This window comes from Streptomyces sp. NPDC090025, from assembly GCF_044748125.1.
Taxonomy (GTDB): domain Bacteria; phylum Actinomycetota; class Actinomycetes; order Streptomycetales; family Streptomycetaceae; genus Streptomyces.
Genome location: NZ_JBIVFL010000002.1, coordinates 694,072 through 710,399 on the forward strand (window position 1 = coordinate 694,072; position 16,328 = coordinate 710,399).

The window sequence follows — 16,328 nt, forward strand, 5'->3', positions numbered from 1 at the left end:
GGAGTGAGGATCAGCGCGCCGCGCGGGCCTCGGCGGGCAGCCATTCGAAGGACGCGGCCGCGTCGGCGGCCTTGTACTCCAGGCCCACGAAGCCGTCGTAACCGGCCTTCCGCAGTTCGCCGATCAGCTCCTCCAGGGGGAGCTCGCCGGTGCCCGGGGCGCCACGGCCCGGCATGTCGGCGATCTGCACGTGGCCGGTCTTGTCCGCGTAGGCGGCGATGACCTGGCTGACGTCCTCGCCGTTCATGGCCAGGTGGTAGATGTCGAGCAGGAACTTGGCGTTGCCGAGTCCGGTGGCCGCGTTGACCTTGTCGACGACCTCGATCGCGGCGGGGGCGCTCACCAGCGGGTAGAGCGGCGACTCCGGCTTGTTGAGGGTCTCGATCAGCAGGATCGCACCGACCCGGTCGGCCGCGCGGGCGGCGACGACCAGGTTCGCCAGGGCGAGCTCGTCCTGGACGGCCGGGTCCACGCCCTCGACGCGGTTGCCGTACAGCGCGTTGAGCGCCGTGCAGCCCACCGAGGCGGCGAAGTCCGCGGCGACGTCGATGTTGGCCTTGAAGCGCTCGGACTCCTCGCCCGGCACGGAGACCGCGCCGCGGTCCGGGCCCGGCAGCTGTCCGGCGTAGAAGTTCAGGCCGACGAGCTGGGTGCCGGCGTCCTCAAGAGCCTTCTTGAGGGCGTCGAGCTCGCTCTGGTCGGGGGTGGCGGTGTCGATCCAGGGCCACCACAGCTCGACCGCGGTGAAGCCCGCCGCGGCGGCGGCCGCGGGGCGCTCCAGGAGCGGGAGTTCCGTGAAGAGGATCGACAGGTTCACATCGAAGCGCTGGTCCGTGCCGGCGCCTACTGAGAAGCGGGCCATGAGGGGCGGCGCTCCTTCCGTATTGCGGAAGTAACTTTCTGTCTGACGGAATGTTGCAAGCGCGGTGGCCGAGTTGTCAAGAGGTCCCCGCAGGTCCGGGGCTCCCCATGGCCGGAACCGGGCCGTAGCGTGGGGGCATGGTGCGTTTGAGAGTGGAGTTCACGACCGAGCCGTTCGACCTCGACGAGGCGCCGGCGCACGCGGTCGTGGCACGTGAGGTCATCCAGTCGGCCGAACTGGACGCGGTGGATGTGGGCCCCTTCGGCAATACGGCGGAAGGCGCCTCCGACGCGGTGCTCACGGCCGTGGACGAGCTGCTGCGGAAGTCCCTGGCGGCCGGCGCGACCCGCGTCTCGCTCCAGGTCAATGTGATCGGTGGGGTCGCCGGAGCCGCTGGGGCGGACGGGACCGGTGAGGGGGAAAGATGACCGAGCATCCCTTGGTCGCGGCGGTGAAGCCGCTGGTCGACGCGATGGGCGCCGAGCTGCTGGTGCCCGAGCAGGCCCAGCCGGACGACGTGGTGCTCGCCTGGGAGGGCGAGGACGTGCTCGCCGTACGGCTGCCGCAGCTGTCCGAATCCCTGGACCACATTCTGGCCGCCATGGAAAGACGGCACGGGATGCCGCTGTCCGAGCTGGACCGGCGGACCAAGCAGGAAGTGGTGCGGATCCTGGAGGCACGCGGTGCCTTCTCGGTGCGCCATGGGGTCGAGACGGTGGCCGGCGCCCTTGGTGTCAGCCGCTTCACCGTGTACAACTACCTGAACCGGGAGACCGCCCTGAACAGGGAAAAGGCCCCCAAGAACGGCTAGTTGATCATTTCGCGCAGGCCGTCTCACCAGGAGCCGTCGCCCAGATGTCAGGGCGGCGGCTTTTGTGTGGCCGAGTTTTCAACAAAGTGTTGACGTGCTGTTGCGGAGGGCGTTAGCTATCCGCAGCCCGTTCGAAGCACAGCGAAAAACAGCCACGGAGGCATCCCGTGACTTCAGGTACGACTCCGGGTCTCACCCGGTTCAACACCTCGGCGGAAGGCGACGCGCTCGCCGCCCTGCACGAGGTGTGCACGAGTTCGGTGTGGGGGCGGAAGGTTCTCGCCCAGCGCCCGTTCGCCGGTGCCGAAGCCCTCTTCCAGGCCAGCGACGCCGCCACGGCCGAGCTGACCGCGGAGGACCTCGCCGAGGCGATGGCGGGACACCCGCCGATCGGTCGTCCGAAGGAAGGGGACCCGACCTCCTCCCGCGAGCAGAGCGGGATGGCCGACGCCTCCGCCGCGCTCAAGGCCGAGATGCTCGATCTCAACCTGGCCTACCAGGACACGTTCGGTCATGTCTTCCTCATCTGCGCCACCGGCAGGACCGGCGAGCAGATGCGCGACGCGATCCGCGAGCGGATCGGGAACTCGCCCGAGCAGGAGCGGCAGATCGTCCGCACCGAACTCGGCAAGATCAACCGCATCCGTCTGACCCGTCTCGTCGAGACCACCGAGGAAGAGAACTCATGAGCACCGACACCACGGCCTCGGTGTCCACCCACATCCTGGACACCAGCGTCGGCCGGCCGGCCGAGGGCGTCTCCATCGCCCTCTCCGCCCGCGCCGGCTCCGGTGCCGCGTGGGTCGCCCTGGGCGGCTCCGCCACCGACGCGGACGGACGCTGCAAGGACCTCCCGGCCCTGCCGGAGGGCACCACCCACGTGCGCCTCGACTTCGAGACCGAGGCGTACTTCCTGAGCAAGCAGAACAAGCAAGCCGAGGCGCAGCAGGACGCCCCCGCGAATCGGGACAGCGGTGCGACCGGAGCGTTCTTCCCGGAGGTGGCGATCACGTTCGCCGTCGTGCCGGGCGAGCACTACCACGTACCGCTGCTGCTCAACCCGTTCGGCTACTCCGTTTACCGAGGGAGCTAGCAGACATGCCCACGATTCTCGGCCAGAACCAGTACGGCAAAGCAGAGAACCGCGTCGTCAAGATCACGCGCGACGGCGGAACGCACCACATCAAGGACCTGAACGTCTCCGTCGCCCTCTCCGGCGACCTCGACGACGTGCACCTCACCGGCTCCAACGCCCACTGCCTCCCCACCGACACGACGAAGAACACCATCTTCGCGTTCGCCAAGGAGTACGGCATCGAGTCCGCCGAACAGTTCGGCATCCACCTCGCCCGCCACTTCGTGACGAGCCAGGAGCCCATCAAGCGGGCCCGGATCCGGATCGAGGAGTACTCCTGGGAGCGGATCGCCAGCTCCGACGCCAACTCCAAGTTCATCGGCTCGGACGAGGTCAACCACTCGTTCGTCCGCCAGGGCCAGGAGACCCGCGTCTCGCAGATCACCTACGACGGTGAGAAGTGGGAGGTCATCTCCGGCCTCAAGGACCTGGTCGTCATGAACTCCACCAACTCGGAGTTCTGGGGCTACATCAAGGACCAGTACACCACCCTCCAGGAGGCGTACGACCGCATCCTGGCCACCCAGGTGTCCGGCCGCTGGCGGTTCAACTGGACCGACGACGACCAGCGCATGCCGAACTGGGAGCGGTCCTACGAGCAGACCCGCAAGCACATGCTCGAAGCCTTCTCGGAGACGTACTCGTACTCCCTGCAGCAGACCCTGTACCAGATGGCCACGCGGATCATCAACCACCGCGCGGAGATCGACGAGGTCCGCTTCTCGCTGCCGAACAAGCACCACTTCCTCGTCGACCTCGAGCCCTTCGGCCTGAAGAACGACAACGAGGTCTACTACGCCGCCGACCGGATGTACGGCCTCATCGAGGCCACCGTCCTGCGGGACGGCGCCACCGCGCAGATCCCGGTGGACATGACCAACCTCTAAGCGGCACTGAGTGGCCCCCCGCCCGCCCCGCAGTCGGGCGGGGGGCCCACCAGACCGGAGGGAACTTCCATGGCACAGCCTGCAAAGGGGCCGGCGACAGCCGAAGGCCCGTGTTCCACCCCGTCCACCGCCGCGGCCCCGGCCGCCTGCCACCCGGTGGACGAGAAACTCCCCGCCTCGCGGCTCGTCCCCGCCGCTCTCCAGCACATCGCCGCGATGTACGCCGGGGTCGTCACCCCTCCGCTCATCATCGGCCAGGCCGTCGGCCTGGACACCGCCGGAATGACCCGGCTCATCGCCGCCAGCCTGCTCATCGCCGGCTGCGCCACCATCCTGCAGACCCTCGGCCTCGGCCGCTTCGCCGGAAACCGGCTGCCGTTCGTCAACGCCGCCTCGTCGGCGGGCATCACGCCCGTCCTCGCCATCGCCGAGAACAGCGCCAAAGGCCACCAGCTCCCCGCCATCTACGGCGCGGTGATGGTCGCCGGAGTCTTCTGCCTCGCCGTCGGACCCTTCTTCGGCCGGCTGCTCCGCTTCTTCCCGCCGCTCGTCACCGGCGTCGTCATCACCCTCATCGGGGTGACCCTGATGCCCGTCCCGGTCGGCTGGGCCCAGGGCGGCGACAAGCACGCCGCCGACTTCGGCGCCATGAAGTACCTGACGCTCGCCGCGTTCACGCTCGTCGTCATCCTGCTCTTCCAGCGCTTCGGCAAGGGCTTCGTCAAGCAGATCGCCCTGCTCCTCGGCCTCTTCATCGGCACGCTCGCCGCGATCCCCTTCGGCATGGCGGACTTCTCCGCGATGAAGGAGGCGCCGGTCGCCGCGCTGCCCACCCCCTTCGCCTTCGGCGCCCCCGAGTTCCAGCCCGCCGCGATCCTCTCCCTGTGCATCGTGATGCTGGTCCTGATGACCGAGTCCAGCGCCGGCATGCTCGCCCTCGGTGAGATCTGCGAGCGCCGCACCGACGGCCGCACCATCACCCGCGGCCTGCGCACCGACGGCATCGCCACCCTGATCGGTCCCGTCTTCGGCGGCTTCCCCACCTCGGCCTTCGCCCAGAACGTCGGCGTCGTCTCGCTGACCCGGGTGCGCAGCCGCTATGTGGTCGCCGTCGCCGGTGGCGCCCTGCTCGTCCTCGGTGCCTTCCCGGTGCTCGGCGCGGTCGTCTCGCTCGTCCCGATGCCGGTCCTCGGCGGCGCGGGCATCGTGCTCTTCGGTTCCATCGCCGTCAGCGGCATCCGCACCCTGTCGGAAGCCGGTCTCGACGACAGCTCCAACATCATCCTGGTGGCGGTCGCGCTCGGCGCGGGCATCATCCCGCTCGCGGCCCCCACCTTCTACGCCGGATTCCCCGCCTGGGCACAGACCGTGCTCGGCTCCGGCATCAGTGCGGGCGCACTCGTCGCCGTCGTGCTGAACCTTTTCTTCCACCATCTCGGCACCCGGACCCGTCAGACGGCTCCGGCACTCAAATCCTCCTAGGGTCCTGCCGTGCCCGATCATCCCTCCTGTATTGAAGGAAGCACCGCCATGGCAGCACCTTCGGCAGCCCCCCAGCGGATCGTCATCGAGAACGCGGCGATCGCCACCGTGGACTCGAACGACACCGAGTACGCCACCGGCTACCTCGTCGTCGCCGGAAACAAGATCGAGTCCCTGGGCGCCGGCCGAGCGCCCGAGGGTCTGGAGAACGTGGTCCGCCGGATCGATGCCACCGGGCATCTGATCACGCCGGGTCTGGTCAACACCCACCACCACTTCTACCAGTGGATCACCCGCGGTCTCGCGACCGACCACAACCTCTTCAACTGGCTGGTCGCGCTCTACCCGACCTGGGCCCGCATCGACGAGTCGATGGTCCGCGTCGCCGCCCAGGGCTCGCTGGCCATGATGGCCCGCGGCGGTGTCACCACCGCCATGGACCACCACTACGTCTACCCGCAGGGCTCCGGCGACCTGTCCGGCGCCATCATCGGCGCCGCCGCCGACATGGGCGTCCGCTTCACCCTCGCCCGCGGCTCCATGGACCGCAGCGAGAAGGACGGCGGCCTGCCGCCGGACTTCGCCGTCGAGACCACCGAGGGCGCGCTCAGCGCCACCGAGGAGACGGTGCGCAAGTACCACGACGCCTCCTTCGACGCGATGACCCAGGTCGCCGTCGCGCCCTGCTCGCCCTTCTCCATCTCCACCGAGCTGCTGCGCGAGGGCGCCGCCCTCGGCCGCCGGCTCGGCGTGCGGATGCACACCCACGGCTCGGAGACCGTGGAGGAGGAGAAGTTCTGCCACGAGCTGTTCGGCATGGGCCCGACCGACTACTTCGAGTCCACCGGCTTCCTCGGCGAGGACGTGTGGATGGCGCACTGCGTCCACATGAACGACTCCGACATCGCGGCCTTCGCCCGCACCAAGACCGGTGTCGCGCACTGTCCTTCGTCCAACGCGCGGCTCGCCGCGGGCATCGCCCGTGTCCCCGACATGCTGAAGGCGGGCGTACCCGTCGGCCTCGGCGTCGACGGCACCGCCTCCAACGAGTCGGGCGAACTCCACACCGAGCTCCGCAACGCGCTCCTCATCAACCGCCTCGGCGCCCACCGCGAGGCCGCGCTCAACGCCCGCCAGGCCCTGCGCCTCGGCACCTACGGCGGTGCGCAGGTCCTCGGCCGTGCCGACAACATCGGCTCCCTGGAGGCGGGCAAGCTCGCCGACTTCGTCCTCTGGAAGATCGACGGCCTCGGCCACTCCTCGATCGCAGACCCGGTCACCGCCATCGTCTTCGGCGCGGCGGCACCGGTCACCGCCTCCTTCGTCAACGGCAAGCAGATCGTCGAGAACAACCGACTGCTGACCGCCGACGAGGACCAGATCGCGCGTGACGCGCGGTCGGAGGCCCAGCGTCTGGCCCGCATCGCGGCCCAGGGCTGAGTCCTCCCCAAGGAGTCCGACCGAGGGGGACGGCCCTCGGTCGGTCACCCGTGGACCCGAGCGGGGTCCGCGGGTGCCGGGCCGGGGGGTGCGCGTACGCAAGAGCCGTACGCCACCCCCCGGAACGGTGCACCGACGTCCGCACCCCCACCGGACCACCGTCCCCCCGCGGGCCCCCTCCCGCCCCGCGGGCCGCATCACCGCGTTTCCTCGCACGCCGCACGTCAGCGCGTCGCACGTCAGCACCTCGCACAGAGCCGCACCTCTCGCACCTCGCACCGCATCGCACCACCTCCCTGACACCCACGTCTCCGCCGACGTGTACCCGACCGGAGGACCGCAGTGGCCGCCAAGCCCCAGGTTCGCAATGCACACGCAGGCTCCGACCAGGACGGCGACCGGACCAAGCATCCGGTCGACGAAACCCTGCCCCCACTGAAGATGCTCACGAGCGGCCTCCAGCACGTGGCCGCCATGTACGCGGGAGTCGTGGCCCCGCCCCTGATCGTCGGAGCGGCCGTGGGCCTCTCCGGGGTCGAACTCACGTTCCTCACCGGCGCCAGCCTCTTCACCGCGGGGCTCGCCACCTTCCTGCAGACCCTCGGCGTCTGGAAGATCGGCGCCCGGCTGCCGTTCGTCAACGGCGTCACCTTCGCCGGTGTCGCCCCGATGCTCGCCATCGTCGACACCACCAAGGACAAGAGCGACGCACTGCCCGTGATCTTCGGCGCGATCATCGTCGCCGGAGTGCTCGGCTTCATCGCCGCACCCTGGTTCTCCAGACTGGTGCGCTTCTTCCCGCCGGTGGTCACCGGCTCCGTCATCACCCTGATCGGCGTCTCGCTGCTGCCGGTCGCCTTCGGCTGGGCCCAGGGCCCCAACCCCAAGGCCACCGACTACGGTTCGACCACCTATCTGTCGCTCGCCGGGATCACCCTGGTCGTCGTCCTGCTGCTGCGCCGCTTCACCCGCGGCTTCCTCAAGCAGGTCGCCGTCCTGGTCGGCCTCGTCCTCGGCACGGTCATCGCCATACCCTTCGGCGTCGCCGACTTCACCCCGGTGAAGGAGGCCGACATCATCGGCTTCCCCACCCCGTTCCACTTCGGCGCCCCGCAGTTCGCGCTCGCCGCGATCATCTCGATGTGCGTCGTCATGCTGGTGTCGATGACCGAGTCGACCGCCGACATGCTGGCGCTCGGCGAGATCGTCGAACGGCCCGCCGACGAGAAGACCATCGCCGCCGGACTGCGCGCCGACACCCTCGGCTCCGCGCTCAGCCCGCTCTTCAACGGCTTCATGTGCAGCGCGTTCGCCCAGAACATCGGCCTGGTCGCGATGACCAGGATCCGCAGCCGCTTCGTCGTCGCCTGCGGCGGCGGCTTCCTGGTCCTGATGGGCCTGTCGCCGGTGGCCGCCTCGCTGATCTCGGTGGTGCCCCGGCCGGTGCTCGGCGGCGCGGGCGTCGTCCTCTTCGGCTCGGTCGCCGCCAGCGGCATCCAGACACTGGTCAAGGCCGGTCTGGAGAAGGACAACAACGTCCTGATCGTCGCCGTCTCGCTGGCCGTCGGCATCATCCCGATCACCAAGCCGGAGTTCTACCACGCCTTCCCCGAGACGGCGAAGATCATCCTGGACTCCGGCATCTCCACCGGCTGTGTCGCCGCCGTCGTGCTCAACCTGGTCTTCAACCACCTCGGCAGGCGCCGGGACGACGACACGGTGACCGCGCCCATGGAGCCGGGCGGCGAGATCTCGGACACCGCGTCCGCCAAGGCGGCGCACGTCCACTGAACCACCCGCCCCCGCTCCCGGCAGCCCCGGTCCGCGCGCCCGCCGCGCGGCCCGGGGCATCCGCCGTGCCCCGGCGGAACCAGCGGACCGGAGCCCGCCCATGACGACCCGTACCAGCGGAAGCAGGGGCAGCAGCAGGGGCAGGAGCACGGGCCCGGGCGCCGCCGCCCGGCCGGCCGTCGTCCTGATCAACCCCAACACCTCGGCCGCGACGACCCGGATGATGACCGCCCTCGCCCGCCGGGCGCTCGCCGGCACCGGCCTGCGGGTCCGGGGCGCCACCGTCGCCGACGGGCCGCCGATGCTCGTCGAACCCACCGCCCTGGCCGCCGCCGCGATCCATGTGGTCCGCGCGGGAACCGAGGCCCTGGCCGCACCCGGGGGCGCCGCCGCCCTGATCGTCGGCGCCTTCGGCGACCCCGGCGCGGCCGATCTGCGCGCCCTGCTGTCCGGCCGGACCGCCGCCCTCCCGGCCGGCGCCCCCGTCGTCGGCATCGGTGAGGCGGCGCTCGCCGAAGCCGCACTCGGCGGGCGGCGGTTCGGCATCGCCACCACCACCCCGCTGCTCGACGCCTCGCTCGCCGCCCAGGTCGCCCGGCTCGGCCTCGCCGACCGGTACACCGGCGCCCGCTTCACCAGCGGCGACCCGCACCTCTTCGCCGCCCGCCCCGAGGCCCTGCTCGCCGCGCTGACCGCCGCCGCCCGCGCCTGTGTCGTACGGGACGGGGCCGAGGCCGTCGTCATCGGCGGCGGCCCGCTCGGCGAGGCCGCGGAGGCTCTGCGGGCCCGGATCGCCGTACCGGTCGTCGCCCCGGTCCCGGCCGCCTGCCGCGCCGTGGCCGCCCGGCTGCGCGGCCCGGGCCCGGGCGCACGCGGGCCGCGCTGACCCGCCCTCACCGCTCCGCCTCCAGCCGCCGCCCGCACTCCCGGGCCAGGTGGGGATAGGCCGCCGCGATCGCCTCGTACACCCGGCGGCGCAGCAGCCGCTCGGCCTCGGCGCGGCCGATGTCGCCGTACAGCCCGTCGAGCAGCGTCTCGTACCGCGCGAGGGCGTGGCACAGATAGCCGACCTGCCAGCGGACCATCGCGCCCGCCGCGACGGCGCCCGGGCCCCGGGCGCCGAGCAGATGCCGGTGGCGCACCGCGCGCCGCTCCAGCTCGGGCCCGGCGAGCCGGGGCACCTCGATGGGCTCGGCGCGGACCGCCGCGAGGACAGCCCTGCGCCGGTTCTCCGCGGCTCTGCCGACCATCGCCGAACCGCGCCCGGCGACCCCGGCCGCCCCCGCCGAGCCGGTGAACTCCGGCGTCCGCTCCACCGCTTCGACGCGGGCCAGCAGATACAGCCGCACCGGGCCCGGCGACATTCGCCGCGGGTCCCGGCCCTGCACATCGGCCTGCCCGAGCAGGGTGTCGACCATGGCGTCGCTCCAGCCCCGGCGGCGCAGCCCGGCCAGCGACACATACGTCGTACGGTCCGTCATGATTCCCCCAGAATCGACTACGGAGAGTGATGAATCCAGTGAAGCGCACCCCACTGACAACGCCCCCGACAGCGCCCTCCGGCAACGCCTCCTGACCACCGCCCCGGTCCGCCCCCTTGTCCCCGCCCGCCCCGCTGTGCCATATAGGTCTGGACCTTTACGGGACGGAGGCACCCCCCATGCAACGCCCCCTCACCGCACCCCTGTTGAACCCCCCGCCGACCCCCTCCCCGCGCGCCCGCGCCGCGCGCACCGCGCTCGCCACCCTCACGGCACTCGCCGCGCTCGCGGCCCTCTCCGGCTGTGGCGGCACCGCCGAGGCCGCCCGTGACACCCGGCCGCCCACCACCCCCACCGGCGTCACCGCCATCGCGGGCAGCGCGACCACCGTCCACGTCATGTGGAGCCCGGCCACCGACGACCGGGCCGTCACCGGCTACACCGTCCTCCAGGCGGGCCGCCCGGTGAAGGAACTCCCCGGCACCACCCTGATGACCGACATCACCGGACTCGCCCCCGGCACCGCCCACACCTTCACCGTCCGGGCCCGCGACGCCGCCGGGAACCGCTCGGCGGACAGCCCGGCCGTCACCGCCACCACCCCCGTCGCCACGGCCGAGGACCGCACACTCCCCACCCGGCCCACCGCCCTGCGCGTCACCCCGGCGGGCCCCGACGCCGCCGCGCTCAGCTGGCGCCCCGCCCGGGACGACACCCGGGTCACCGCGTACGACGTCTACCAGTCCGGTTCCCGCATCCACACCGTGCCGGGCACCGCCACCGCCACCCGGGTCACCGGCCTGCGCCCGGCCACCGCCTACACCTTCACCGTCCGGGCCCGCGACGCCGCCGAGAACTCCTCGCCCGACTCCGGCGCCGTCGACCTCACCACCCCCGGCGTCCCCGGCGACCGCCCCGCCACCGCGCCCACCGGCGTCTCCGCCAAGGCCGCCAAGGGCACGCTCACCCTCACCTGGACCCCGCCGCGCACCACCACCGGGCCCGTCAAGGAGCACGAACTCCACCTGAACGGACGCTTCGCCACCACGATCGTCTGGGGCGCGGATCCGGGCGCGGGCCCCGTCCACTACACCCTCACCGTCCCGGCCACCCCCGGCGTCCGCTACGTCGTCACCCTGCGCGCCAAGCTGCCCGACGGCACCTGGGGCGACTTCTCGGCGCCCTGCACGGTCACGACCGTCTGAAGGGCCTGAAGGCGGCGCCCGGCACACCGCCCCCGCGCGAACTACGCTGGAGAACGTGGCCGAGATCGTTCTCACCAACACCGGTCTGGACGCGTTCCTGGCGGCGCACCCCGAGTTCCGGGCGCCGGGAGCGGGCCGGGCCGCGGACGCCGTGCTGAGTCTGCTCGCGCTGCGCGGGGCCGACCGGGGCAGCGGCCTGCCGGAGCCTGCCCCCGCCCTGGTGAAGCTGCTCCTGGTCGAGGACCTGCCCGCGTTCGTGAGCGCCGCGCCCGCCGACCTCGCCGCCTATCCGGCGGTGCTGCGCAGCCTCGCCGCGCGGTTCGACGGCGGCCTGTCGCAGCGGGTCGAGGCCGTCCTCGCGGAGAACGGCGACGACTTCGCCCGGGCCATGGCCGACCCGGGGAACCTCACCTGGCCGCGCTGGTACGGCCAGCTGCTGCGCGCCGACGGCACCGACCCGGACGACCCCGAGGCCGTCCGGGCCTGGCTCGCCCGGCAGGACCGGCCGCCGCTGCCCGACGGGATGCGCGGGGCCGACCTCATGGGCCGTACCGCCGTCGCCGACGTGGTCCTCGCGGAGGTGCTGACCAGGGCGTACGTACGGGACGCGGAGCGGGCACCGGCCGCCGGGCCGCTGCTCGGCGACCACGACGTGGCGCAGGGCATCGGGACGGTGGCCGCCGCGCTGCTCGACCGGTGGACGGCGGCGGGCCTCGCCGAGGGCCTGACGGGGCCGTACGCGCACCTCGCGCCCGGGCCCGACGACTTCCCCCATCTGGTCCTCGCCGACGCCCTGCTCGACGAGCACCTCGACTACTACGGCGACCCCTCGGCCCCGCTGCCGCCCCCGGAGACGCCCCCGGAGACGGACCCGGGGACGGCTCCCGGCACCGACGTCCCCGACCTGGAGCACGAGGCCGACCGGCTCGCCGAAACCGTCGACGAACTCGCCGACGCCCCCGCCCCCAACCCGTACGGCAGCGAGGCCGCCCACCTGCTCTACACGCTCTACCAGCGCGGCTGCCGCGGCGACTCGGTCGCCCGGCGCGCCGCCGAGTTCGAGGACTGGACCGTCGATCCGGCCCTGGAGGACGCGCCCGTCGCGCTTCCGCCGCCCGCCTCGCCCGGCTACACCACGCCGACCGTGACCGAGCTCGCCCGGCTGCTCGGCATTCCGGGCCTCACCGACACCGACCGGGCCCGACTCGACGGGCCCGCCCGTGAACTCGCCGCCGTCGTCGACCGGCTGGCCGCGACCGGCCTGGTCCGGCGCTCCGGGGACGCCTTCGGACTGACCCCGGCAGGGACCGCCGTGGTCCGGTATCTGCTCGCGGTGCGCGGGGTCGCCGTGCCCGACGAGGCCGAGGTGGCCGACTGGGACGCGGCCACCCTGGTCGCCGCCGCGTCGGCCTGGCCCCCGGCCGTCGCGCACTGGGCGCTCGCCCGGCACCTGAACGGCCGAGGCGCCGTTTCCCGGCCGGCCGACCCCGAGACCGCCTGGGGTGAGGTCGTCGCCGCCGTCGGCACCGTCAACGCCGGTACCCCCGACGCCGCCGCCACCCGCGCCCTGCTGGATCTGTTCGACTGGCGGGCGGCGCCCACCGGCGTACTGCGCGCCACCGTCACCGATCCCCTGGCCGGGGCCCATGCCGAACAGGCGCTGCGCGAGCGGGGCGAGCGGACCGACCCGGCGGCGGTGCCGCCCGCCGCGCGGGCCCTGCGGCTGCTCGACGCTCTGCCCGCGAAGAAGGGCCCGCTGGAGTCCCGCCGTACCGCCTTCGACCGGGCGGCGGCGGACTGGCCGGGCGGATCGGCGGCCCTGGTCGCCACGATGACGGCCGCCGACCCGCACCAGGCGGCCCGGGTCCTCCGGCCCCTGGGGATCCACGTCCCCGACACCCCGTAAGCGCTGAGGGACACCCCGTACGGGCTCAGCTCGCGTTCGTCAGGTACATCCCCGAGGTCCCCGCGCCCGCCGTGTTCCGGCAGCTGAAGTCGCCGGTCGGGCGCGCGTACACCAGCGCCAGGCAGCGGCCGAGCGCGGTCTGGCCGAAGTAGTTGGGGTGCATGGACTCCTGGACCAGGCCCTGGGTCTCGTTGTTGTCGATCCAGCGCGCCCACTCGCTCGTCGTCGCCGACGCCGGAACGGCCGAGCTCACCAGCTTGCTGGCCTTCGCGCACACCTCGCGGCCCTGGAGCATGTCGCGCAGGTCGAGGAACTGGGCGCCCTTGGCGGTCGCGACGCCCTTGAGGCGGTTCGCGATCTGCGGGACCAGGGTGTCGCGGGCCCAGTCGGAGTCGCGGTTCCAGAACGGGCAGCCGCCGGTGTTGTAGCGGCTCCAGTCGCTCTGCGGGTAGCGGTTCTCGGCGCCGCGCGGGATCGGCGACGGGTACGACTGGAGCACGATCCGGTACGCGGAGTCGGCGTACCCGGCGTTGCGCATCACCGCGCGGATCTCGTCGAGCGAGCGGCCGACGTCGGCCATCGCCGTGTCGATCTTCCCGTTCACCACCTCCTGCTGGTCGTCGTAGCAGTAGGAGCCCCACAGCACGAAGTCGTAGGCGCACTCCTCGATGATGTCGGCGAAGCCGAGGTCGTTGCCGCCGATCGAGAGCACGATCAGCTTGACGTCGTTGGCGGCGGCGACGGCCGCGAGCTGGTCGGCCTGCGGGGCCTCGCCCTTGAGGGCGACGCCGCCGCTGGCGGCGCGGAAGACGTTCTTCGTGGTGGCCCCGGAGCAGGCGAGGTTGATGGTCCGGTCGGCGATCGGGCCCGCGCCGCGGATCTCGGCGGAGTCCGAGCGGTGACAGCCGCCCGCGGTGGTGCCGTACACCTTGGCCGGGTCGTAACCGCCGCCCGTCCAGGCGCGGTCGGTGCCGTTGCGGTTGCCGCTGTTGGTCAGGCTGTTGCCCTGCCAGCGGCCGGCCTCGCCGGAGATGTAGCTGTCGCCCATGCTGACCACGGCGGTGGGTCCGGTCCCGGGAGAGGCGGGCGAGGCGGGCGAGGCGGCGGCGGGGGAGGGGGCGGCCAGGGCCAGTGAGAGGAGACCGGCGGCCAGGCCGAGGGGGAGCAGTCCGCGCGAGGCGCGACGACGTGACGAAGACATGACAATGCTCCTGGCGGTGTGCGTACGACGTTGTACGCGAGGACGTGGGGGCAGCCGCCGGCCGGTGGCACGGCGGAATCTCGCACGTCCGGAGTTGTTACCGCTAGGTAGCCGCGCATTGCGGTTGCGTCACGTGTCCTGTGAAACACCACGGAGCGAAACGGGAGCGAACGGTGAAGGGCCGGGCCGGAGCCATGGGGTGCGCACCCGGACCCCGTACATCCGTTTTCGGACGCGGAACGGCCCCCGCCCCCGGGCGCTGTGCGCGCACCGGGGGCGGGGGCCGGTCGGACGGCCGGTCACGGCCCGTCGGTCGGCTGGCTGTGCGGGTCAGCCGACCAGCTGCTCGTACGCGGGCAGGGTGAGGAAGTCCGCGTAGTCGGCGTCGAGGGAGACGTGCAGCAGGAGGTCGTGGGCCTGCTGCCACTTCCCGGCCGCGAAGGCGTCCGCGCCGATCTCCTCGCGGATCGCGGCCAGTTCCTCGGCGGCGACCTTGCGGGCGAGCTCGGGGGTGGCCCGCTCGCCGTTCTCGAAGACGACCTCGGCGTTGATCCACTGCCAGATCTGCGAGCGCGAGATCTCGGCGGTGGCCGCGTCCTCCATCAGGTTGAAGATGGCGACGGCGCCGAGGCCGCGCAGCCACGCCTCGATGTAACGGATGCCGACCTGGACGGCGTTGCGCAGCCCGTCGTAGGTGGGCGACGCGTGCAGCGAGTCGATGGCGATCAGGTCACCGGGGGCCACCGAGACGTCCTCGCGCAGCCGGTCCTTCTGGTTCGGCTTGGCGCCGAGCACCGCGTCGAAGGAGGCCATCGCGATCGGCACCAGGTCCGGGTGGGCGACCCAGGAGCCGTCGAAACCGTCGCCCGCCTCGCGGTCCTTGTCGGCCTTGACCTTCTCGAAGGCGACCTTGTTGACCTCGGCGTCCTTGCGGGACGGGATGAAGGCCGCCATGCCGCCGATCGCGTGCGCGCCGCGCTTGTGGCAGGTGCGGACCAGGAGTTCGGTGTACGCGCGCATGAACGGGGCCGTCATGGTGACCGCGTTGCGGTCCGGCAGCACGAACTTCTGCCCGCCGTCACGGAAGTTCTTGACGATCGAGAACAGGTAGTCCCAGCGGCCCGCGTTCAGGCCCGCGGCGTGGTCGCGGAGCTCGTAGAGGATCTCCTCCATCTCGTACGCGGCCGTGATCGTCTCGATCAGCACGGTGGCGCGGACGGTGCCCTGCGGGATGCCGACGTGGTCCTGGGCGAAGACGAAGATCTCGTTCCAGAGGCGGGCCTCCAGGTGCGACTCGGTCTTCGGCAGGTAGAAGTACGGGCCCTTGCCGAGGTCGATCAGGCGCTGCGCGTTGTGGAAGAAGTACAGGCCGAAGTCGACGAGCGCGCCGGGCACCGGGCGGCCCTCGACGGTCAGGTGACGCTCCTCCAGGTGCCAGCCGCGCGGGCGCATGACGACCGTGGCGAGCTCGTCCGCGGGCTTCAGGGCGTACGACTTGCCCGAGCGCGGGTCCGTGAAGTCGATGTTCCGGGCGTAGGCGTCGATCAGGTTGACCTGACCGAGGACCACGTTCTCCCAGGTGGGGGCCGAGGCGTCCTCGAAGTCCGCGAGCCACACCTTGGCGCCGGAGTTCAGCGCGTTGATCGTCATCTTGCGGTCCGTCGGACCCGTGATCTCGACCCGGCGGTCGTTCAGCGCCGCCGGGGCGGGCGCGACCTTCCAGGAGTCGTCGGCGCGCACCGCCGCGGTCTCCGGCAGGAAGTCCAGGGTGGAGGTACGGGCGATCTCGGCGCGGCGCTCGGCACGGCGGGCGAGCAGCTCGTCCCGGCGCGGGGTGAACCGCCGGTGCAGCTCCGCCACGAAGGCGAGGGCCGCGTCGGTGAGCACCTCCTCCTGGCGCGGCAGGGGCTCGGCTTCGACGACGACCAGGGAGGACGGCGCTGGTGCGGACATGAACTGTCACTTCCTTCAGCGGACTTCACGGGCGGTGCCACCCCGGCCGCCGGGCGTCGTCAGGCGGCACGCAGTGCCACCGGCGCCGGGATACGGCCGGGAGCGCCGTCACGAGGGATCAGGCGCTTCTGATCAGTGGATACTAGTTTCCTCATGGTGGAAGTTCAATGGATT

At 72.1% G+C, this 16,328-nt stretch carries 15 protein-coding genes; 11 read left to right on the forward strand and 4 right to left on the reverse strand.

Annotation, left to right across the window (positions count from 1 at the left end):
* Window positions 1-10: 10 nt before the first annotated feature.
* On the reverse strand, window positions 11-862 hold the full coding sequence (locus ACIPXM_RS09015; RefSeq protein ID WP_401653510.1) for a TIM barrel protein: 852 nt from the start codon (window positions 860-862) through the stop codon (window positions 11-13).
* Window positions 863-1,002: 140 nt separating this feature from the next.
* Between ACIPXM_RS09015 and ACIPXM_RS09020 the strand changes: the two genes are divergently transcribed.
* The 9 genes from ACIPXM_RS09020 to ACIPXM_RS09060 all read left to right on the forward strand — a co-directional run bounded on the left by ACIPXM_RS09020 (window position 1,003) and on the right by ACIPXM_RS09060 (window position 9,294).
* Window positions 1,003-1,290, forward strand: coding sequence for a hypothetical protein (locus ACIPXM_RS09020; protein ID WP_401653704.1), 288 nt, complete (start codon window positions 1,003-1,005; stop codon window positions 1,288-1,290).
* The gene (locus ACIPXM_RS09025; protein WP_401653512.1) at window positions 1,287-1,673 is read left to right on the forward strand and encodes a helix-turn-helix domain-containing protein; all 387 of its coding nucleotides are present in this window, start codon (window positions 1,287-1,289) and stop codon (window positions 1,671-1,673) included. The genes ACIPXM_RS09020 and ACIPXM_RS09025 overlap by 4 nt, the downstream gene beginning before the upstream one ends.
* 167 nt (window positions 1,674-1,840) lie before the next feature.
* A complete protein-coding gene (uraD, locus tag ACIPXM_RS09030) occupies window positions 1,841-2,362 on the forward strand; it encodes a 2-oxo-4-hydroxy-4-carboxy-5-ureidoimidazoline decarboxylase (protein WP_401653514.1) in 522 nt (173 codons plus the stop codon).
* Window positions 2,359-2,766 (forward strand): hydroxyisourate hydrolase, encoded by a 408-nt coding sequence (gene uraH, locus ACIPXM_RS09035; RefSeq protein ID WP_401653516.1) that lies wholly within the window; start codon window positions 2,359-2,361, stop codon window positions 2,764-2,766. Before uraD ends, uraH begins: the two co-directional genes overlap by 4 nt.
* Window positions 2,767-2,771: 5 nt before the next feature.
* Window positions 2,772-3,695: a factor-independent urate hydroxylase gene (gene pucL, locus ACIPXM_RS09040; protein WP_401653518.1), complete on the forward strand. Its 924-nt coding sequence runs from the start codon at window positions 2,772-2,774 to the stop codon at window positions 3,693-3,695.
* A 69-nt stretch (window positions 3,696-3,764) separates the two neighbouring features.
* Complete coding sequence (locus ACIPXM_RS09045) at window positions 3,765-5,177, forward strand: nucleobase:cation symporter-2 family protein (protein WP_401653520.1); 1,413 nt, start codon at window positions 3,765-3,767, stop codon at window positions 5,175-5,177.
* A gap of 48 nt (window positions 5,178-5,225) precedes the next feature.
* On the forward strand, window positions 5,226-6,617 hold the full coding sequence (locus tag ACIPXM_RS09050) for an 8-oxoguanine deaminase (protein ID WP_401653522.1): 1,392 nt from the start codon (window positions 5,226-5,228) through the stop codon (window positions 6,615-6,617).
* 441 nt (window positions 6,618-7,058) lie between these two features.
* A complete protein-coding gene (locus ACIPXM_RS09055; protein WP_401653706.1) occupies window positions 7,059-8,408 on the forward strand; it encodes a nucleobase:cation symporter-2 family protein in 1,350 nt (449 codons plus the stop codon).
* A 100-nt stretch (window positions 8,409-8,508) separates the two neighbouring features.
* Window positions 8,509-9,294 carry an aspartate/glutamate racemase family protein gene (locus tag ACIPXM_RS09060; protein ID WP_401653524.1) on the forward strand — a complete coding sequence of 262 codons (786 nt, stop codon included), beginning with the start codon at window positions 8,509-8,511 and terminating at the stop codon, window positions 9,292-9,294.
* A 7-nt stretch (window positions 9,295-9,301) separates the two neighbouring features.
* Here the strand turns inward: ACIPXM_RS09060 and ACIPXM_RS09065 are convergent, their stop codons facing one another.
* The gene (locus tag ACIPXM_RS09065; protein ID WP_401653525.1) at window positions 9,302-9,889 is read right to left on the reverse strand and encodes a hypothetical protein; all 588 of its coding nucleotides are present in this window, start codon (window positions 9,887-9,889) and stop codon (window positions 9,302-9,304) included.
* A 179-nt stretch (window positions 9,890-10,068) separates the two neighbouring features.
* Between ACIPXM_RS09065 and ACIPXM_RS09070 the strand changes: the two genes are divergently transcribed.
* Window positions 10,069-11,094 carry a fibronectin type III domain-containing protein gene (locus tag ACIPXM_RS09070; RefSeq protein WP_401653527.1) on the forward strand — a complete coding sequence of 342 codons (1,026 nt, stop codon included), beginning with the start codon at window positions 10,069-10,071 and terminating at the stop codon, window positions 11,092-11,094.
* A 55-nt stretch (window positions 11,095-11,149) separates the two neighbouring features.
* Window positions 11,150-13,000 carry a hypothetical protein gene (locus ACIPXM_RS09075; protein ID WP_401653529.1) on the forward strand — a complete coding sequence of 617 codons (1,851 nt, stop codon included), beginning with the start codon at window positions 11,150-11,152 and terminating at the stop codon, window positions 12,998-13,000.
* Between the two features lie 25 nt (window positions 13,001-13,025).
* Here the strand turns inward: ACIPXM_RS09075 and ACIPXM_RS09080 are convergent, their stop codons facing one another.
* The gene (locus ACIPXM_RS09080; RefSeq protein WP_401653531.1) at window positions 13,026-14,201 is read right to left on the reverse strand and encodes a GDSL-type esterase/lipase family protein; all 1,176 of its coding nucleotides are present in this window, start codon (window positions 14,199-14,201) and stop codon (window positions 13,026-13,028) included.
* 330 nt (window positions 14,202-14,531) lie between these two features.
* Window positions 14,532-16,154: a malate synthase A gene (aceB, locus tag ACIPXM_RS09085; RefSeq protein ID WP_401653533.1), complete on the reverse strand. Its 1,623-nt coding sequence runs from the start codon at window positions 16,152-16,154 to the stop codon at window positions 14,532-14,534.
* Window positions 16,155-16,328: the final 174 nt, after the last annotated feature.